Here is a 19,752-nt window from a genome sequence, read left to right on the forward strand (position 1 = left end):
TGTCTCTCGGACTGGGATTGGCGCTGCTCTTCGCTTTCAGCCTGTCGTGGGTGATGGCCGTTCTTGGACTGCTGGTCAAGAATCCGGAGGCCGCGCAGTCGGCCGTGTTCTTGCCGGTGTTTCCCCTGGTCTTCGCGAGCTCGGTGTTCATTCCGACGCAGACACTCCCCACGTGGCTTCAAGGGTTCGCCAATAACCAGCCGATCACCGTGCTCACCAATGCCATCCGGGGACTCGTCCTCGGCGATGGGGTGCTCCCGGCAGGCCAGACGGTGGCCGGCGAAGTCCTCACGTCGCTGTTGTGGATCGCGGGCATCCTCGTGGTCTTCGCACCACTCGCCGTACGGGTGTATCGCAAGACGGTCGCGTAGCCGGTGCCCTGAGGGTTGCACCGGATCTGCGGCCCTCCGTGCCTCAGAGATAGCAGCACGGACGCGCGGCTCCGCGCCCACGCCGGTACGGTGGGGTCATGCCACCCCACGACTGTGAGCTGATTCGTCTCACGTTTCCGGCGCAACCGGTGGCTGCGTTCACTGCGCTTGCGTTCGCCGTGGCCGGAGTGTGGACCATGAGTCGCCGCAGAACGACCGGTGCCTTGGTGTTCGGACTGACACTCGTTGTTCTCGGAGCGACGAGTTTCTGGTTTCATGCGGGAGCCGGCGCATCCTCGCCGTGATCGCCACGGCGTCCTGGCTGGCAGTCTGGACATCTTCACGGCCCGACGCCCGAGCGGTCTGGATCTGGCTCGTCACGGTGGCCGCCGCCAGTCTCGTCGTCGGAGTTGTTCCCGCAGCGAGGCATACCCTGACTGCGCTCGCTGTCGCCGCCTTCGCGCTGGGAGCGCTTCGAAATCCGAGACTGAGGCAAGACCGGCGGATGCGCGCTGCTCTCGGTATCTTCTCGGTTGCGCTCATCGTCTATGCGCTCACCGGGACCGGTGGACCGTGGTGTGACCCCGCGTCACCGATCCAGGGCCACGGCCTCTGGCATCTGATGGCCGCGTCGGCGCTCGGGCTCGTCGGTGAAGCAACTGGAGCCTCAGAGAAAGGAACGCTGCCATGACCCTGGTACATGTCGGGGACCTCGAGATGTACTACGAGACGCTCGGATCTGGAGACCCCGTCCTGCTGCTGCACGGGCTCGGGTCGAACAGCAAGGGATGGGTGCTGCAACGAGAGCCGTTTGCTGCTCGGCATCGCGTCATCCTCACCGATCTTCGGGGTCACGGTCGAACCGGCCGTCCGCCCGGTCCGTACAGCGTCCCCATGTTCGCCGCCGACGTACTGGGACTTCTGGACGCTCTGGAGCCGGCTGCCGTCAACGTGGTAGGCCTCTCGATGGGCGGCATGGTCGGCTTCCAGATGGCTGTCGACCACCCGGACCGGGTCAAGAGCCTCGTCGTCGTCAACGCGGGCCCGGCCGTGGTACCGAGCACCTTGCGAGATCGATTCGACCTCTGGCAACGCAGGATCCTCGTCAACCTGCTCTCAATGAACAAGATCGCCGACACGATCGGCAATCGGCTCTTCCCAGAGCCGGGACAGGCCGAGTTTCTCCGAATGTTCAAGGAAGGCTTCCTGGAGAACGACAAGGCCACCTACAAGGCGGCCACACGGGCCCTCATCGGCTGGAGCGTCGCGGATCGTATCGGTGAGATCAGCTGCCCCGTGCTGGTGATCTCGGCCGACCAGGACTACACGCCGGTGTCGGTCAAACAGGAGTTCGTGAACCGCATGCCGACCGCACGGCTGGAAGTGGTAGAGCACTCACACCATGCGACGCCGATCGACCAGGCGGAGACGTTCAACGAACTCGTCCTGTCGTTCCTCGCCCAGGTGGGCTGATGGCTCATCGGCGATAGTAAGCGAGGTCCCGGGCCAGACGGATCTCGTCATCCCTGCGTTCATATCCGAGCGAATTCGCGCCGTCGTAATGGTCCCGGTACCAGCGCGCCGTCTCACCCACCCAGTCCTTGAACGGTGTCGAGTGGTAGCCGAGGTCGCGTTCGGCCCGTTCCACAGACGGGATGAAATTCGATAGCTGGTCGTACGGGTCGGAATACTCCAGTGCCACGTGGGAAAGATCCCGCCCGGTGATATTGACGACATCGAGAGGCACGTCCAGTCCCTCCGCCGCAGCGGCAAGAAAGTCCCGCATCCGCACCACTTCCTGCTGCGCGATGTTGTACACCCTCCCTTTTGCATCGGGCGTGTCGAGAACTCTCAGATACCCTCGGGCGAGATCCTGCGAAAAGACGATCCGGAAACTGCGTTCCCCGCAGCAACGAAGCAGCAGCGGTCCACCGTCGAGGAGGCGCTGGAAGTAGAACCACCCCCGGAGAGTGGGATCGTTGGGACCCAGCACGATCGGGGGTCGGATGATCGTCCATGAGACGTCGGTCCGGTCGACAAGCGCCTGTTCGGCGGTGAGTTTGCCGATCGTGTACGCCCAACCCGGCGACACCCCCTCGTCGGCGGGCGGACGAAACGCTCGATCGACGTCGTCTTCGCCGTACGGCGCGTATCCACGAGCGGTGTTGTAGACGGCCGAGCTGCTCGTCAGCACGTAGTGACCGACCGTTGGTGCAATGACGTCCAGCAGACTGTCGACATCGCCTCCGGCATAGGCGATGTTGTCGATCACGGCATCGAACGGTTCATCGCGAAGCTGTTCCAGCGACGCAGCGTCGGTGCGATCACCGGTCACGTGACCAATACTCCCCCACCATTCAGGCCGTGTGTTGCCGCGGGAGAATACGGTGACGTCGTCCCCACGGTCGTAAAGCTGTTCGACGACGGCGCGTCCGAAGAACGCGGTGCCGCCGAGCACGAGCACTCTCATTGCGACCATCCTCAGTCCGAAACGTACTGCTCGGGGTTCTCGACGAAGGCGTCCTTGCACCCGGGAGTACAGAAGTAGTGCGTGTTGCCCTGATGCTCAGAGACCCACGTCGCCGTGGACTCCTCTACCTGCATCCTGTAGACAGGATCGCCTGCCAATGCGGTCTCCTTCCGTCCCACACACGGTACCGTTTCTGCGCGTCTTGGGCACACAACTGTGACGCCCCCTTTCGGGGGCGTCACAGTGGAAGGGAAGGGAGGATGCTGGGTCAGGCGTTGCTGCCCATCAGGCCGAAGCCGCCACCCTCGTGACCGCCACCTGCGTGACCGCCACCCATGTGGCCGCCGCCCATCGGGCCGAAGCCGCCACCAGCTCGCGGACCGTCACAGTCACCGCGAGGCATTTCGCCATTTACCATCGCGTCGACGCGCTCAGCCACTTCCGCCTTGGCGTCAGCAGCCTGGTCTGCATCGATGCGCCCGCTCTCGACAGCCTGGTCGATGCGAGCGTTCGCCTTTTCGACGAGCGCATCGGTCACCGACTGCAGTTCGTCACCGGCGATGTCTGCGATCGTCTGCCCGTCCTGAAGGGCGGCGACCAAGTCATCGGTCGACATGCCGAGTACTTCTGCAACCGTTTCCAGTCCTGCACGTGGATGCCCGAAACCGGGGCGGTCGAAATCACGTGGACCCGGTGCCTTTGCGACCAAGGCATCACGAATCGCCTGCGCCTGGTCGGCTGTGATGGTGCCCTGCTCGACGAGTTGGTCGAGCACACCGTTGATCGGTCCGAGGAACCGAGCCTGAGTTGCCGTCTCCGCTTCCTGGGCGGAAGCGCTCTGTGAGGTGGCAGCGAAGCCAATTCCTCCGAGTACAACGCCGGCAATGGCCAGCACCGTGAGCGCCTTCTTCATGTCATCTCCTTTCGAGGGACGACACCACTGTGAACCACCATCGTGAGAACACCCTGAAACGAACTTAAAACCTTCGTGAGTTCTCCACCGGCCCTGGGAGGCCCTTCAAGGCCCGTTTCCTCCCCCAGGAGGCCCCCACAGGCCGACCGTTTCCTCCCCCAGGAGGCCCCCACAGGCCGACCGTTTCCTCCCCCAGGAGGCCCACAGGCCGACCGTTTCCTCCCCCAGGAGGCCGCAGGCCGACATTGGGGGAGGTGCCGCTCAGGCGACGGAGGGGGTGCCGGGGAGGTGTCCTCGGGGTTTTGGCCGAGGGCGAAGGGGGTCCTGGGCCAGGTGTATGCCCCCCTCCCGGCTTCGCCGTACTCCCCCCAACGCTCGCTTCGCTCCCTGGGGGGAGAAACAGGCCGCTTCGCTCCCTGGGGGGACCAATAGCCGCCCCGCGGTCATGCACCGACCTGAGGTTGCGATGCCAAGTACAAAGTACCGACCACGGCGAGCGAAGCGAGCTGCCGATTCCCGCGCCGGCACTACTCAGCAGACTCCTACTGAAGGTCTTCGATGTGCAGAACGGGAATCTGCTCGTTGCGAGGGAGGTCGGCGTTGACGACTTCGATCTCGGCGTTGAGCGCCTCGACCTGTTGTTGTCGATCCAGGTCGCTGTCGAACCGAGCGAATCTCTGTTCCCTGATCCGTCTCCGAAGCCCCCATGCTGCATCCTGTGCCCGAGCCCGCCGGACCCAGGTGCGTGCCCACCACGCAGGATCGTAGTTACCGTCGAGACCGGGAATTGGCCGGCCGGCTCCCTCGAGATCGTCGAACTCCCCACGCTCCATCGCCTCGCGGATTTCGCGCTCCGCGACAGATTCGGACTCAGGCCGGGTCACGTCTTCCAACTCCCTCGAGGACGACGCCGGTCCCATACGCAAGGATCTCCGATGCGTTTTGCATCACCATCGATGTCGTGAACCGCATGCCAACGATGGCATTCGCACCTTGCTGCTCCGCATCTTCGATCATTCGCGCGAGCGCCTGCTCGCGTGACTCCCCCATCATCTTGGTGTACTCGACGATCTCGCCCCCGACCATGTTGCGGAACGCCGCCATGATGTCCTTGCCGACATGCCGTGCCCGGATCGTGCTCCCTTTGACCAGACCCACCGTCTTGGCGATCGAACGGCCTTCGATCGCATCTGCCGTGGTGATGATCATCGCTGAACCTCCTTGAAGTCGCCCTTCTGAGCAGTTGACAGCCGGTCATTCAGCACGATACCGATGAGGATGATCACCCCGAGACCGATCGCGCCGACGGCTGCTCTGACAACTACGGGAATCTCACTCGCAAGAAAGAAGCCTTTCACCGACCAGCCGACGAGAGCCAGTACCCCGGCCCCGATGAGGACATACGCGACTCTCTGCATCGTTGCACCTCCTGGCTCCAGGCTAGGCCTCGCTCCGCCGCACGACCTCGCTACGAGCGCAACGGGCAGGACCGGCGAGAAGAGCCAATCTCCCGTCGCCATCCCTCTCACGAGGTTCGACCATCGGAAGGGTCTCGAAGTCTCCTCCTACGCGAGTAAGCACACCTCCCGTGTACTCACTCACACCTTTATGAACGGTTCAGGACTCGCTGCTGCGTAGGCCGCTGAGACCTCCTGCGATCACCAGCACCGTGCCGACGATCAAGATCAGGAACCCGATCCCTGCACTGACTGTGTACGCCTCGGGGATCATGCCGCCGGCTGCTGCCTGGGCCATTCCCGCCTGGATCGTATCCGCCGCGTCCAAGGCATCGAGGTACTTGACGATCGAGTACGCGAGCAAGGCGACGCCGATCACCGCAGTGATGAGCGACGATGAACGGCTCATCGGAGCGCTCCGTGCACCCAGAAGGGCCAAAACCACCACGGTCACGATCAAGACGACGAGCACGATCTGCGCCCACGTATCGAGTCCTCCCCAGATCGTAGGGATGCCGTCCGGGAATGCCGGATCTGCCTGGTGCAGCGCCGGGAGCATTCCCTCTCCCGCCGTCGTCAAGGCCTTCAGGAACAGACCGATGATCCCGATGATCACTCCGGCAAGTGCTAACAATCGACCAGTGTGCATACCTTTTCTCCCTCCACTCCGCGTCGCTGTTGATTCCAGGCTAGGCCTCCGCACCCCCCGAATGCCTGGAAAACCGACAGAGTTGCACTTTCGTGAATCCTCACCGATACGACCCCCCATGGCGTGTTCCCGCCGTTGCACGACCCGGGCAGGCTCGATTCCTGGCGAGAGCGGACCCGCCGATGACCGACCACCACGGCCGTCTGCTTGCCACCCATGGTCCCCCGCCCACAGGCGCGGGGCCGGCTCACACCGAACAGGGCTGCACCTCGACGGGGATCGCCGTGAGCACCGCGTTGCCGGAGAGCGGATCCATCGTGCCGGGGCTGAGCAGATTCGAGTTCACTCCCGGTCTCCTGGCGGCAACGCTCAGTCTGGTCCCGTCGAGGTCATGCCCCCACCCGTGCGGCAGACTCACCACACCGGGCATGATTGCCTCGGTGATGTCGGCGGGAACGGTCACAGTGCCCGCCTGTGATGTCACGGAGACGGATACACCTTGGCTGATCCCGAGCCGTCCCGCGTCGTCGGGATGGATGCGCAATGTGCAACGTTCCTTGCCCTTCACGAGGATGTCCAGGTTGTGCATCCACGAGTTGTTGCTGCGCAGATCCCGTCTCCCGACCAGCAGCAGCCCGTCGGAAAGCACATCGAGGACGGCGTCCAGCCGAGATACGTCGGCCACCAGGGCCTCCGGGGCAAGCTCGATCTTGCCCGACGGCGTTGCCAGGGCATCAGGAAACCGTGGCTGCAACGGACCAAGGTCGATACCGTGGGGATGATCCCGCAGCTTTCGGAGCGTCAGACCCTCCTGGTTCCGCCCATACGCATCACCGTATGGGCCGGTGCGAATGAGAAAGTCAAGGATCCGGCCTGGTCCACGTCCCCCTTCGGCCGCCGCAGCGACCTCAGAGATATCCTGACCGAAGACGACAGATGCTTCGTCTCCCATCGTGGCGTTGACCAGCGTGCTGAACACGAGATCATCGAACGGTTGGAGGTCGGTGTCAGATGGCATCCCTGCAACGATGGCGGCGAGTCGGAGCAGTGTCTCCCATTCGTCTGCCACACCGTCAGGGATCGGGAAGACCGGAGGCGAGTAGTTGGCGACGTTGCGTACCGCGAATCCGAGAAACGCGAAGTCGTAATGGGCCCGATTCAGCGGTGACGGCGCCGGAAGGATCACATCGGCGTGACGCGTGGTCTCGTTGCGGTAGAGGTCGACACTCACCATGAAATCGAGCTGTGAGAGCGCAGCATCGAGACGCGCACTGTCCGGGGTGGAAAGGACAGGATTGCCGCCGATGGTGATCAGCGCCCGGACCTGCCCTTCGCCATCCGTTTCAATCTCTTCTGCAAGTGTCGAAACGGGGAACTCGCCGCGCACTTCCGGCAATCCCTTGACACGGCTGTGCCAGCGACCGGTCCGAAAGCCTCGTTGCTTCCGAGGTCGCTCATGGGCAGCGCGGGCAAACATGGCTCCGCCGGCTTCGTCGAGGTTGCCGGTCAGAACGTTGATCACATCGACGAGCCAGGCGGCGAGCGATCCGAACTCCGTCGTATGGGTGCCGATCCTCCCGTACACCACGGCCGTCTCGGCCTGGGCGAGTTCATGGGTGATACGGCGAGTCGTCCCGGCGTCGATCCCGCACCTCGCTTCGACTCGTTCGGGGCTGAATCGAGCGGCGACTCGTGCGACCTCATCGAGACCGGTGCAGGAATCCTCGAAACGTCCGAGTGCGACCAGGCTCTCGTCGATGAGCGTGTGCACGATGGCGAACAGCCACAACGCATCGGTCCCGGGACGAATGAACAGGTGCTCGTCGGCGGACTCGGCCGTCCGGGTCCGCCGAGGGTCGATGACGATGACTTTGCCTCCCCGCCGGCGAATACCCTCGAGGCGTCCCGGCCAGTCAGGAGCCGTCGCAAGGCTGCCGTTGGAGACGTAGGGGTTCGCTCCGAGCATGAGCAGATAGTCGGTGCGATCCAGATCCGGCACCGGGATCAAGTCGGGATGACCGAACATGAGCCCGCACGACAGATGCTTGGGCATCTGGTCGACGGTGGAGGCCGTGAAAACGTTCTTGGTTCCCAAGGCCTTGATGAGCGCCCGGCCGTAGACGGGGCCGCTCATGTTGTGGGCGTTCGGATTGCCCAGGTAGATGGCCACGGCATCGCGGCCGCGCTCGGCGAGCATCGGCTGCAGGCCCGCAGCGACGCGGGCGAAGGCCTCTTCCCAGGTCGCTACCTCGAAGTCGCCACCTCGCCTGATCAACGGTGTTCGAAGCCGGTCAGGGTCGGCGTGCAGATGCTTCAGGGAAGATCCCTTCGGGCAGACAAACCCGTGGCTGAACACGTCGTCGTGATCACCGCGGATCCTCACGACTTCGTCGCCTTCGAGCGCAAGCTCGAGTCCGCACGTTGCCTCACAGAGCGGGCAGGTTCGGTAAACGGTTCTTCGCGTCGACACTCGGTCCTCCCTCATGCGGATCGGCCCAGCACCCTGGCAGCGCCGCGATGCGCCAACGCGAGACAGAGCGCCATTCCAAGGAGAACCCTCATGAGTTCACGCTATCGCGATCCGTCGCCAACGTAGCGGCATTTCGGGACACGGTCCGGATCGTTGCATCGAACGGCGTGCCGTTGAACCCTATTTTTCCTGGCCGATGGAGAAGCCACTCATGAACGGCTTCTGCAGCAGGATGAAGACCAGCGTCGGCGGAATGGACGCGATGACGGCGGCCAGCATGAGCGGACCATACGTGAGTCCGCCGTCAATGTTCTGCAACGTCTGGAGACCGACCTGGACGACCTGGGACGCCTGATCGTGGATGATCAGACGCGGCCACAGATACATATTCCACGTGTAGACGAACTGGATGACGGCAAGTGCGCCGATGACGTTCCATGAGAGCGGGATGAGCACCTTGGTCAGGAACTGGATTGGGGTGGCACCGTCGATCTGTGACGCTTCGAGCAGGTCCGTCGGCAGATTCGCGAAATGCTGGCGGAAAAGGAACGCGCCGGTTGCAGAAGCCAGGAACGGCACCACGAGCGCAGCCATCGTGTCCTGCCACTGGAGTTTCGACACCAGGCGGAACATCGCCAGAATCATCACTTCGGTCGGCATCATCAGGGTGATGAGTACGAAGAAGAACACGATCCACTTGCCTCGGAAGCGGAAATACACGAATGCCAGCCCGGCCATGAGTGACAGAACGGTTTTGCCAACGGTGACGTAGACGGCCTGTTGGGTTGAGTTCCACAGGTTCACGCCGATGCCGCGCGATACCCAAACATCGTTGAAGTTCTTCGCCAGCGCCGTACCCGGCGTGAGCCGGAACGAGAACACTTCGGCGTTCGACTGCGTCGCGACGAGCATCGCGTAGAGCACAGGGAGGCCGATGATCAAACAACTCAAAACGAGGAGCACGTGAAACGGCCACCTCTTCCCGCGTAGGAAGCCTTTCCCGATCACGCCGACGGTCAGTCCAGCCATCATCCACCTCCGTAGCTGACACGTCGTCCACTCGTGCGGAACTGCCACAGCGTCACCGCGATCACGGCCATGAACAGCAGCACGGACTGGGCAGCTCCACGACCGAGATCACCGTTGTCGACGCCGATACGAATGATCTCGTAGATCGACACCGACGTGGCTCCGGCAGGAGCGCCTTTGGTCATGTAGTCGATCGTTGCGAACACTTCGAAGAAGGCGTACGTGAGGTTGGTCACCAGCAGGAAGAACGTGATCGGAGACAGGGCGGCAAGGACGATGTGGCGAAACCGCTGCCACGGAGTGGCGCCGTCGAGAATCGCTGCCTCGATCTGGTCGATCGGTACCGTCTGCAAGCCTGCGAGGTAGAAGAGGATGTTGTAACCGAGGATCTTCCATGCGCTGGCCATGATGATGGCGAGCTGCGCGAGAAATGCGTGTTCGCGGTAATTGGGAAGGGTTACCCCGAAGAGTTCCTGCGCGAGATGCCCAACGATGCCAGCGGTCGGATCGAGAAGCATGAAAAAGAGGATGCCGGCAACGGCCGGGGAGATCGCGTATGGCCAGATGAGCAGTGTCCGGTACACCCCTCCACCCCGGATCTTGCGGAACGCCAGATAGGCCAGAGCCAACCCACCCGCCATCCCGAACCCAACGATCCCGGCAGAAATGATCACCGTATTGACGTAGACAGGCCGGTACTTGACCGCCCCACCACCACCGGGAGAGAAGATCGCGTACAGAGCGATGAACACCGCCAAGCTCGCGAACACGGAGGCAACTTCCGCGAAACGGTGACTCGTCGTCCCGGGCAGGGACCTCCGTCTCCACAACCGGACGCCATGCATGAACGCAACAGCGAGAAACGGATAGGCCAGCAGCCTGACCGGATCGCTGATGAGCAACTCGGAGAAGTTGCCAAAGCAGACCGGGATCGCACGGGGCGCCGCCAGGCGGGTCAGCTTGGTCCCGAGTGCGAACGTCTGGAAGGCAGGCGTGTAGAGGAAAACGACCAGGATCAGCAGCGTTGGGGAAAGCAGCGCCCACGGAACCCACCATCCGAGCCGGAAACCTCCCGCCCGAATGTCTCCGGTCATTTGCGATTCTTCGACTTTGCCATCCTGATGATCGAAGTACGTCTTCGCAGCGATGAGTCCGAGCCACGCTCCGGCCCCCATGAGCGCATAGGCGAGGATGTGGTCGACAGCCGTGCGTTCAGGTTCGAACGCACAGCCGCGCATCAAGGCGGGGCTGACGGCAGCACCCACCGCGGCAACCACGGCACCGATGGCGAGACGGCGCGCCGAGGAGAGCTCACTCGTCTTGGCGACGTACGCCAGACCGGCGAGAGCGGCAACAACGATGCCGAGGGTCAACATCATGCGAGAAGCATCTTCGCGCTCAGCCGAAAGACCAGGGGGCGGCGATCGCTCGCCGCCCCCGAGTCACATCGATCAACCGCCGTAGAGAGCCTCGTACTCACCGAGGATCTTGTTGGCTTCGGCGTTGGCGTCCTTCATTCGCGTCGGCACATCGAGATCGTTGGTGAGGATGTCCTCGATAGCGATCGTGATGACGTCACGGATCGACACGAAGTTGCCGAGCAGAGCGCCTCGCGTCGCCGGTGTGTCCTTCGCAGCAGCGAGCTGCTCGGATGCAACCAGGCTGTTGGGGTTCTCGTCATAGAACCCCTCTTTCTGGAGCAGATCGACCGCAGGCTGCGTGATCGGGATGTAGCCGGTGATCTTGTGCCACTCCGCTGCATTCTCCGGATTCGAGAAGAAGTTCATGAACGCGAGTGCGCCGTCTTCGGTCTTCTTGTCGAGTCCGTTGATCATCCACAGCGTCGCACCGCCGATCAGGTTCCCTTCATACGGGACGTCCTGGTTGTGCGGCATGAAGCTGGCCTTCACTTCGAAGCCCCCGTCGACGCCGGCCTGGGTGAGGGCCGTCGTATCGGAGCTCGAGTAGATGAGCATCGCAACTTGCTGTGCTTGGAACGCATTCGACGTACCGTCCCAGTCACGTTGTGCGCCGGTGTACAGGTAGTAGCCCTTGTCGGCCATGTCCTTCCACCAACCGATGTAGTTGAGGATGCCGGGCGACTCGAGGTACACCTCGGTTGCACGGCCGGAGCGGCCGTTGTCGTTGTTGGCCAGGAGCTCGCCCTGCTGTCCCAGGCTCTGCTCGACGAACCACGAGTGGTTCGGCCATGTGATGCAGGCCTTCGGGGCGTCAGGCATTGCCATGACCTTCTCACACGCAGCTTCGACACCCGCCCAGGTGTCTGGGATCTCGGTGACGCCGGCCTTCTTGAGCATGTCCATGTTGGAGAACATGATCGCCGAGGACGTGTTCCACGGCATCGAGTAGAAAGATCCGTTCACGGTGTAGTAGTTACGAGCCGACGGGACGACGTCGTCCAGAACGACCGGTTCGCCAAGGATCTCCGTCCTACCGCCGATGGCGTCGGTCACCGACTTGAAGATCGGGTTTCCTTGCGAGTCCACCGCGTCGAGGGCCTGACGGGTCGCGGCCTCGAAGAAGTGGATGATCGCCGGTGCGCTCCCCTGATCCACGGCGAGCACAGCCTGCTCGAACACCGTGTTGTAGGAGTCGAACGATTGAACGATCACGTTGTAGTCAGGATGCTTCGCGTTGAATTCGGCGGCCTTGTCTCTGGTGAAGCTGAATCGCGCTTCGTCCGAAAAGGCGATCCACATATTGATGTCAGTCGGCTGATCTGATACGGCTGCCGTCGTCTCTGGCGACGCCGTGGTCTCTGTCGAGCCTGATGCACACGCAGCAGCGATCATGGCGAACACCGCCAGCACCGCTACGAATGGAATGAGTCGTTTCACAGATTCGTCCTTTATCTCATGGGTCGTGAAACCCGAAAAGGTCTTCGCGATGCTCTCTCTGTCGAGGCTTCCCCTCCTGTATCGAGCGACGTCGCTTCACTCTAGATCATGAGAACCGACCTCTCATCCTCGACGCTCGCTGCCAGGCCGAGGTACGACTGGTTCGATCACGGCTCCGGTTACTCGGCGCGGGCGAACTCGATGATCCAGTCGGCCAGCAGCGTCTCGTCGGTCGGATCGTGCAAGGTGTCCCGTGCGGCATCGGCAACGGCAGCACCGATGACCTCTCTCCGTTCCGCCAGCAAGGCTCCTGCGAAGGCGGGTGTGAACTCGGGGTGCCCCTGCACCCCCACCATGTGGTCATCGACGGACAGCATCCAGATGGGACAGTGTTCACTCGATGCCAGTGTTCGTCCGCCTGGTGGAAGCCTCTCGATCTGATCCTGGTGGGTCATCAGAAGGCGTAGCCGTCGGGCCGGTGGCTGCATCCACACGGCCTCGTCGACAATGTCGGCGGCATGGACCCCAACCCCCCAGCCACGGGCCGACTTCTCGACTCGTCCGCCGAGCGCCTGCGCAAGCATCTGGTGGCCAAAACAGATCCCGAAGAACCGATGGCCGCCTTCATAGATGCCGACGACCAGGCGCTCGAGTCTCGCCACGACCGGCAGTGGATCGTAGACCGAAGCCCTTGCTCCGGTAGCCAACCAGAGGTCGCACTCATTGAGCGAGTCGGGCTCCTCACCCTCGGCCAGGTCATAGAACCTGAGCCGCAAGTCGGATGCCGTCCGGGCGAAGAGACCCCGGAACATGTCCGGGAAGTCGCCCGAGATCGACCGGAACCGGTCCGCCACGTGGTCGCAGATGAGAATCCCGACGTTCATCAGCTATCTGCGATGAACACGGATTTGTAGTCGCTGTAGTGATCGAGTGCGACCATGCCTTGCTCACGGCCGATGCCGCTCTTCTTCATCCCGCCAAACGGTGCCTCGATATGCACGCTGGAGCTCGAGTTCACCGAGATCATCCCCGTTTCGAACTCGCGCACAAACCGCAGGGCGCGCCCGATGTCACGGGTCCACACCGAGCCCGAGAGCCCATAGTCGCTGTCGTTGGCGAGGCGAACCGCCTCCTCCTCACCTTCGAAGGCGATGATGGCAACGACCGGACCGAAGATCTCCTCTTGCATGATGACCATCTCCGGCTTGACATCGACATACACGGCCGGCGTGAGGTAGTTGCCTTCGCCAAGGGCGCCGCCCGGGCGTTCGCCGCCACACACCCTGGTCGCTCCGGCAGCATCACCAATCTCGAGGTATTTCTCGACGAGTTCGCGATGGGCAGAGGTGATCAGCGGTCCCATCTCCGTCGCTTCGTCGGTGGGGTCTCCGAGTTCGATAGTCGAAGCTCTGGCGGAAAACCGCTGCACGAACTCGTCGAAGATCGGCCGCTCAACGAGGATCCGGCTGCGGGAACAGCAGTCCTGCCCGGCGTTGTCGTACACGGCCCAGATCGACGATTCGACGCAAGGCTCCATGTCCGCGTCGGCGAACACCACGTTCGCCGACTTGCCGCCAAGCTCGAGCGACACCCGCTTGATGCCTTCGGCTGCACCTTGCATGACCCTGGTGCCGACCTCGGTCGAGCCGGTGAACGACAGCTTGCGGACCAATGGGTGACGCACGAGTGCTTCACCTGCGATCGATCCCTTGCCCGGCACCACGTTGAACACGCCTGGCGGCACTCCTGCCTCGAGGGCAAGCTCGGCAAGCGCCAGCGCCGACAGCGGCGTTACCTCGGCGGGCTTCGCGACGATCGTGTTCCCCATGGCAAGAGCCGGTGCCGCCTTCCACGACAGGATCAGCACCGGGAAGTTCCACGGCACGATCAGACCGCACACGCCAAGCGGCTCGCGGAACGTGAGCAGGGTTCCTGGCGCACCGGTCGGGATCGTCTGCCCGTGGATCTTGTCGACGGCTCCTGCGTAGTAGTCGAAGGTGGCGGCGGCCGCCTCGATTTCACCGCGAGCAGCCGAGATCGGCTTGCCGACGTTGGAGGACTCGATCCTCGCCAAACGCTCATGGTCCCGGCGGATCAGTCCCGCGAGCCGTCGAAGGACGTCCCGCCGTTCGCCCGGAGATGTCTTGCGCCACACTCCGAAACGCCCATGAGCGATCCGAACCGCCCGATCCACGTCGTCCGGAGTCGCACGGGCGACATCTGCGAGGGCCCGACCGTTCGCAGGATTGATGATGGTGCTGGCGGTTCCGTCTGTGCTTTCGACGGCGATCCCGTCGACAAACATGCCTTTCATGTCTTACTCCGCGGTCACGTAGGCGGCGGAGAGTCCCCCGTCGACCATGAACTCGGTTCCTGTCACATATGACGAGTCGTCGGAGGCGAGGAACAGAGCCGCCTTCGCCATCTCTTCGGCTTCTCCGAACCGTCCCATCGGCAGATGCACGAGACGCCGCTGCTTCTTCTCGGGCGTATCGAGGAACTTCATCAGCAGTTCGGTATGCAGCGGCCCCGGGCAGAGTGCATTGACCCTGATGTTCTCCTTCGCATGCACGATCGCCAGCTCGCGGGTCATCGCAAGGACCGCCCCTTTCGACGCCGTGTACGCGATCTGCGGAGTGGCGGCACCCATGACGGCCACGAACGAGGCGGTGTTGATGACGGATCCACCGCCGGCACGACGCAACGCGGGGATCCCGTACTTGCAGCCGAGGAAGACACCCTTGGCGTTCACATCCATCGTCAGATCCCACACGGCCTCGTCGGTGCCGACTGCATCGTCGTCGGCCGAATGCATGATGCCGGCATTGAGAAAGAGCACATCGAGTCGCCCGAACGCCTCCTCGGCGGCCGTTACCATCGTCTCGTTGTCAGCCGATCTCGAGACGTCGGCGCGAATCGCCACCGCCCTGCCGCCTGTTTCCTCGATCTTGGCGACCGTCGCCGTCACCGCATCGAAATGGATGTCGACCGCCGCGACCGCCGCCCCCTCTGCGGAGAACAGCAGGGCGGTTTCGCGACCGATGCCGCTCCCCGCTCCGGTGATCAACGCGGTCTTCCCATCGAGTCTGTTCATGGTTCTCCTCAGATACGTTCGAAGTAGCGCCACTTCTCCCAGTCGGTCACGGCGTTGTCGTAGGCATCCTGTTCGGTCCGGAAGAAGTGCAGATAGTGCTCGTGTACGCCAGGACCGAACGCTTTCCGCATGAAAGCGCTACCTTCGAAACTGTCGGTCGCATCGCGCAGCGTGCGGGCAACACGAGGCAGCTCTCGCGCTGCGTACACATTGCCTTCGAAAATCTCCGGCGGCTCGATCCGGTTGGCGATGCCGTCGAGTCCCGAGGCCAGGACGGCCGCATAGACGAGGTACGGGTTTGCGTCCGCCCCGGGAATCCGGCATTCGATGCGCAGACTCTCATCGCGCCCCACGACCCGGAACCCTGCGGTGCGGTTGTCGTAGCTCCAGGCGATCCGGGTCGGCGCCCAGGACTTGTCCTGATAGCGCTTGTAAGAGTTGATCGTCGGTGCATAGGCGACCATCGCCTCGGAAACGTGGGTCATCCACCCTCCAAGGAACCACCGGAACTCGTCGGAGCCCGAGACCGGACCCATCTGCGCGTCGCCGGGGAAGACGTTGGCGCCGTCCCGCCACAAACTCGCGTGCACGTGGCAGCTCGATCCTGCTTCGGCGGTGTCGGGTTTGGCCATGAAGGTGACGCTGACACCCTTCTGCTCGGCGATGTCCTTCATCGCCAGTTTCATGATCGTGTGCCGATCTGCCATCTCGAGAATGTCCGCGTAGCGGACGTTCATCTCGTGCTGCCCTCGTCCCCATTCGCCCTTGGAGTTCTCGACAGGGATCCCGGACCGGCTCAGGTGACGACGAACCGCGCCGTTGTAGTGCTCTTCACGGGCGCCTTGAAACAGGTGATAGTCCTCGATGTACCAGCCGACGGGGGTGAGATTCTCGTAGCGATGCTCGGCACCTTCGCGGTAACTCGTCTCGTACAGGAAGTACTCGAGTTCCGAAGCCGCCTTGGCCGTGTACCCGAGTTCCGCGGCTCGATCGATCTGGTGTCGCAGCATGGAGCGGGGCGCAACGGGAACCAGTCCGCCGGTCGTGGTGTCCTCGAGGTCACACAGAACGATCGCGGTGCCGGGAAGCCAGTCGGCTACGCGAAGGGTCGATAGATCCGGCACCATGTGGAAGTCGCCATAGCCGAACTCCCAGTTCGCGTAGCGATACCCGGGGACCGGTTCCATCTCCATATCGACGGTCAGCAGGTAGTTGCAGGCATGCGTGCCGTGCTCATACACCTCGTCGACGAAGAACCGACCGTCGACACGCTTGCCGTGCACCCTTCCGTAGTGGTCGGTGAACGCGACGATGACGGTGTCGATCTCGTCGGCTTCCACCCTGGCTCGAAGGCCGTCCATGCCGAGCATGCCCCGTTCCATCCGGTGTCCTCTCGTCGCCGTCACCCGTCGGTGAATCCTAGACGTCGGGGCACATCGCCGATTCTCCGAGTCCGCAACGGCTGCCGGGCATCTATGGTTGACTGTGCATGGACACGAGAGTCGTCGCCAGACCGGCCCGTACAGCCACCGTCGTCGTGTTGATGGCTGTCGCATTCGACGTGCTCGTGTTCCAGCACCCGCTGGGCATCGGGCTGGGGCTGGCCGGTTCACTGTTCGCAGCGGTTGTGTGGTTCGGAGAACGCACCCTCTACATCCGGCCCACGTCGATGGCAAGGATCCTTGCGCTCGTCCTTGCAGCCGTCGCCTGGATCCCGACGTTCAGGGCTGCACCCACGCTCACTGCTCTCGCCGTCATCGCCATCGTCGGCCTCGGCATGGTGTGCATCCGCGTGCTGGCACATGATGACCTTCGTGAGTGGACAGTCGGACGGTACGCGGGCGCGCTCGGCACGGCGACACTCGCTGCGGTCGTCGAGACCTTCGACTTCATGACCGAGGACGTCAGCTTCGGCCACACCGGCAACCGGGTCGGACGAATCCTCATCGGACTGCTCGTCGTGCTGCCGGTGCTCATCGTGTTCACCGCCCTCTTCGCCGGCGCGGACGCCGTCTTCTCCCGCCTGCTCGACGATATCGTCAACATCGACGTGGGACGCTTCGTGACCCACGTGCTGACGGTTGCAGCCCTCACCTGGGCAGGGATCGGCATGCTCCGGCATGCGCTGCGGGCGGAGACGACAGCTCCCCGATCGAACCCTCGGCCGCGCCTGGTGGTTGAAGCGACCGCCGGCCTCGTCGCCGTCGCAGCGTTGTTCGCCGTATTCGTGGTGATCCAGTTCGCCTACCTGTTCGGTGGGCTCGATACGAACACCGGCTTGACCTACGCGGAGTATGCACGGCGGGGGTTCTTCGAACTCGTGACCGTCGGTGCGCTCGTCGTGCTTCTCGCGCTCGCCGTCGACCGCCTCGTCCAGGGCGTCGAACGCTCTCGAATCGTGGATGGCCTTCTCACCCTGCTCGTCGCCGAGACGCTCCTCGTGCTCGCCAGCGCAGTTGTCCGCCTCCGGTTGTATGTGGACGCGTACGGCCTGACCGACGCCCGCTTCTACGCAGCAGTGTTCCTGCTGTGGGCCGGGTTGGTGCTCGTGCTCGTTGCGGTGATGCTGCTGCGCGGGCGACGCTCAGCGTTCGCGCTGGCTGCGTTCGCGACGGGGATCGTGCTGCTCATCGGGACCGCCGCCGTGAATCCCGATGGGGTCATCGCCCGCACCAACCTGACAAAGGATCCGGTGGATGTCGGCTACCTCTCCTCACTGAGCGCGGACGCGGTGCCATCACTCATCGGCCATATCGACCCGTGGACCCTCTGCGAGATGGTGGAGGCGCCCGGTGACTGGCGCAGCTTCACGTTTGCGGAAGCCAGAGGGCGCCGGGCACTCGACAACGCAGGCATATCCTGCGAGTCGTGATGGGCGAAGCCACGAGACCGGCGAGCGAAGCCGCTCTCAGTATCTGAGCACAGCGGCAACCACCCCGCCGCCCGGGATCTGGGAGGGTGGCTCCAGGTAGACCGATCCTCGGTGCCTCCACGTCTCCGCGACAGCGAGGTCGAGCAGATCGCGATCTCCGGGCTTTCGTTCAGCGTGCCGTTCCACGGGTGTCGAAGGTCCCGCCACTCCCCACTCAATCGTGTCTTCTGCAACGAACAGGGTCGCCACCCGCCCCGCAAAGGCAGCGGGCAGGACGCCCTCGGTGGTCGTTTCGGTCGGATGGGCGCCGGTCGCGAACGACGCCGCGGCTGCATCCCGTTCCTTTCGAAAGAACGGTTCGGCGATCTCCCAGGCCCGTTGGTGAAGTTCCGCCTCAGTGAGTTCCTCGGGGTTTCCGGTGATCTCGCCATCGGGGATGATGGAATGCTCACTGATACGGCGATAGATCGGAAGCAGGTACTCGACACCGGCCAGCACGAGTGGAGCGTCAGCTTCGATGATCTGACCGATCCCTTTGTCAACCGCCCGGAAGAACCGCTCGAGTCGCTTGCGTGACGTCTCTTTCCCCATCCCATGACCGTGAAATGTGGCCGTCAGCCTTCCTTCGCCTTGTCTCGCCGACTGATGGAATTGCAGCTGCCGTTCAGGGTCCTCGAACCAGAGCGCTTCGGCCAGACTCTCTGGAACATCACCGCTGATGTCGACCTCACTCACCCGGTATCTCGTTGCCCGCAGCAGCCGCACGCGCTGTTGGCTGAGCCCCAGCACATGGAAGCGTTCACCCCGGCTCATCACGCGCAGCAGCGGCTTGACATGGAACGTCTCACCTACCACGACCAGTTCTCTGAACGCCGCGGGGAGTCGGTATGAGTCGAACCGATCCGGCGCGAGGAACAGGGCCAATCCGTCTTCCTGGTACTGCCAGAAGCTGGGCTGATCACACAGCTCGAAAGCGGGGCGAAGCAGCGCTTCCGCCTCCCGTACCCGCTCGCCGCTGTTCACGAGCCTCCGACGAGCCGCTTGGAGCAGGTTCTTGAGGCGGATCGGATCTTGCTGAATCTCCGGACCGACACGATGTGTAGGCATGTAGATCGACACCGCGGGTGATGCATCCGAATCGATCAGAGCGTCGAACATATCCCTGGTGATGATGTCCACTGAAAGCCTCCTGTCTTTGGCACGCCTTGTCTCCGACCGGGCGCTCGGCGACACTTTGGCGGGCCGCCTCCTCCTGCGACCGGAACCCCTTCCTCACCCAACGCGAGCGAATCCGCAGTCACACCCCGCACTCACCTTCCCTCTGATCACATCTGACTTCGCCTCCCAAGCGTACAGCTACCTGTCGAACAGTGGACTCGCCCATCAGACGCAGACATGGACTTCCCCACGGTCTGCCGAAGCCCCCAGAGCACCCTTGGCCGACGATCAGGAATGTCATTGGTGGTCACACAGGACCCGCCTCGACACCGGATGAGCGTCACAACAACTGCTTGGCAGTCCCCTGCGAGGGAGCTATGCTCCTCGCCAGATGAGAGCTGCCTACGTCTT

General features: G+C 63.1%; 21 protein-coding genes. 5 read left to right on the plus strand and 16 right to left on the minus strand.

Annotation, left to right across the window (positions count from 1 at the left end):
* The 4 genes from GWP04_05985 to GWP04_06000 form a co-directional block, all read left to right on the plus strand.
* Positions 1–371, plus strand: a 371-nt coding sequence (locus GWP04_05985) for an ABC transporter permease (GenBank protein ID NIA25102.1), incomplete at its 5' end; no start/stop codon positions are given.
* A gap of 98 nt (positions 372–469) precedes the next feature.
* Positions 470–676 carry a hypothetical protein gene (locus GWP04_05990; protein NIA25103.1) on the plus strand — a complete coding sequence of 69 codons (207 nt, stop codon included), beginning with the start codon at positions 470–472 and terminating at the stop codon, positions 674–676.
* The gene (locus GWP04_05995) at positions 673–1,062 is read left to right on the plus strand and encodes a hypothetical protein (GenBank protein NIA25104.1); all 390 of its coding nucleotides are present in this window, start codon (positions 673–675) and stop codon (positions 1,060–1,062) included. The genes GWP04_05990 and GWP04_05995 overlap by 4 nt, the downstream gene beginning before the upstream one ends.
* On the plus strand, positions 1,059–1,844 hold the full coding sequence (locus GWP04_06000) for an alpha/beta fold hydrolase (GenBank protein NIA25105.1): 786 nt from the start codon (positions 1,059–1,061) through the stop codon (positions 1,842–1,844). The genes GWP04_05995 and GWP04_06000 overlap by 4 nt, the downstream gene beginning before the upstream one ends.
* Before the next feature lie 4 nt (positions 1,845–1,848).
* Here the strand turns inward: GWP04_06000 and GWP04_06005 are convergent, their stop codons facing one another.
* From GWP04_06005 to GWP04_06075, 15 genes are all read right to left on the minus strand, one after another.
* Positions 1,849–2,841 (minus strand): NAD-dependent epimerase/dehydratase family protein, encoded by a 993-nt coding sequence (locus GWP04_06005; GenBank protein ID NIA25106.1) that lies wholly within the window; start codon positions 2,839–2,841, stop codon positions 1,849–1,851.
* Positions 2,842–2,852: 11 nt separating this feature from the next.
* Complete coding sequence (locus GWP04_06010; protein ID NIA25107.1) at positions 2,853–2,999, minus strand: YHS domain-containing protein; 147 nt, start codon at positions 2,997–2,999, stop codon at positions 2,853–2,855.
* A 110-nt stretch (positions 3,000–3,109) separates the two neighbouring features.
* Positions 3,110–3,754 (minus strand): hypothetical protein, encoded by a 645-nt coding sequence (locus GWP04_06015; protein ID NIA25108.1) that lies wholly within the window; start codon positions 3,752–3,754, stop codon positions 3,110–3,112.
* Between the two features lie 542 nt (positions 3,755–4,296).
* The gene (locus GWP04_06020; protein ID NIA25109.1) at positions 4,297–4,674 is read right to left on the minus strand and encodes a DUF1992 domain-containing protein; all 378 of its coding nucleotides are present in this window, start codon (positions 4,672–4,674) and stop codon (positions 4,297–4,299) included.
* Positions 4,625–4,963, minus strand: coding sequence for a heavy metal-binding domain-containing protein (locus tag GWP04_06025; protein NIA25110.1), 339 nt, complete (start codon positions 4,961–4,963; stop codon positions 4,625–4,627). The genes GWP04_06020 and GWP04_06025 overlap by 50 nt, the downstream gene beginning before the upstream one ends.
* Positions 4,960–5,172, minus strand: coding sequence for a hypothetical protein (locus tag GWP04_06030; protein ID NIA25111.1), 213 nt, complete (start codon positions 5,170–5,172; stop codon positions 4,960–4,962). Before GWP04_06030 ends, GWP04_06025 begins: the two co-directional genes overlap by 4 nt.
* Positions 5,173–5,371: 199 nt before the next feature.
* Complete coding sequence (locus tag GWP04_06035; protein ID NIA25112.1) at positions 5,372–5,860, minus strand: hypothetical protein; 489 nt, start codon at positions 5,858–5,860, stop codon at positions 5,372–5,374.
* Positions 5,861–6,107: 247 nt separating this feature from the next.
* On the minus strand, positions 6,108–8,345 hold the full coding sequence (locus GWP04_06040; protein NIA25113.1) for a molybdopterin-dependent oxidoreductase: 2,238 nt from the start codon (positions 8,343–8,345) through the stop codon (positions 6,108–6,110).
* A gap of 165 nt (positions 8,346–8,510) precedes the next feature.
* Entirely contained in the window at positions 8,511–9,359 is an 849-nt protein-coding gene (locus tag GWP04_06045) for an ABC transporter permease subunit (GenBank protein NIA25114.1), read from the minus strand.
* On the minus strand, positions 9,359–10,738 hold the full coding sequence (locus GWP04_06050; protein ID NIA25115.1) for an ABC transporter permease subunit: 1,380 nt from the start codon (positions 10,736–10,738) through the stop codon (positions 9,359–9,361). Before GWP04_06050 ends, GWP04_06045 begins: the two co-directional genes overlap by 1 nt.
* A gap of 72 nt (positions 10,739–10,810) precedes the next feature.
* A complete protein-coding gene (locus GWP04_06055) occupies positions 10,811–12,217 on the minus strand; it encodes an extracellular solute-binding protein (GenBank protein ID NIA25116.1) in 1,407 nt (468 codons plus the stop codon).
* 179 nt (positions 12,218–12,396) lie between these two features.
* The gene (locus GWP04_06060) at positions 12,397–13,101 is read right to left on the minus strand and encodes a hypothetical protein (GenBank protein NIA25117.1); all 705 of its coding nucleotides are present in this window, start codon (positions 13,099–13,101) and stop codon (positions 12,397–12,399) included.
* Positions 13,101–14,531, minus strand: a complete 1,431-nt coding sequence (locus GWP04_06065) for an aldehyde dehydrogenase family protein (protein ID NIA25118.1) — start codon at positions 14,529–14,531, stop codon at positions 13,101–13,103. Before GWP04_06065 ends, GWP04_06060 begins: the two co-directional genes overlap by 1 nt.
* Positions 14,532–14,534: 3 nt before the next feature.
* Positions 14,535–15,311, minus strand: coding sequence for a glucose 1-dehydrogenase (locus GWP04_06070; protein NIA25119.1), 777 nt, complete (start codon positions 15,309–15,311; stop codon positions 14,535–14,537).
* Between the two features lie 8 nt (positions 15,312–15,319).
* A complete protein-coding gene (locus GWP04_06075) occupies positions 15,320–16,681 on the minus strand; it encodes a glutamine synthetase (GenBank protein NIA25120.1) in 1,362 nt (453 codons plus the stop codon).
* Positions 16,682–16,800: 119 nt separating this feature from the next.
* Between GWP04_06075 and GWP04_06080 the strand changes: the two genes are divergently transcribed.
* The gene (locus tag GWP04_06080; protein NIA25121.1) at positions 16,801–18,183 is read left to right on the plus strand and encodes a DUF4173 domain-containing protein; all 1,383 of its coding nucleotides are present in this window, start codon (positions 16,801–16,803) and stop codon (positions 18,181–18,183) included.
* A gap of 36 nt (positions 18,184–18,219) precedes the next feature.
* Here GWP04_06080 and GWP04_06085 read toward each other — a convergent pair whose 3' ends face one another.
* Positions 18,220–19,362 carry a hypothetical protein gene (locus tag GWP04_06085; GenBank protein NIA25122.1) on the minus strand — a complete coding sequence of 381 codons (1,143 nt, stop codon included), beginning with the start codon at positions 19,360–19,362 and terminating at the stop codon, positions 18,220–18,222.
* Positions 19,363–19,752: the final 390 nt, after the last annotated feature.

This window comes from Gammaproteobacteria bacterium (genome assembly GCA_011682695.1).
Lineage (GTDB): Bacteria > Actinomycetota > Acidimicrobiia > Spongiisociales > UBA4744 > BMS3Bbin01.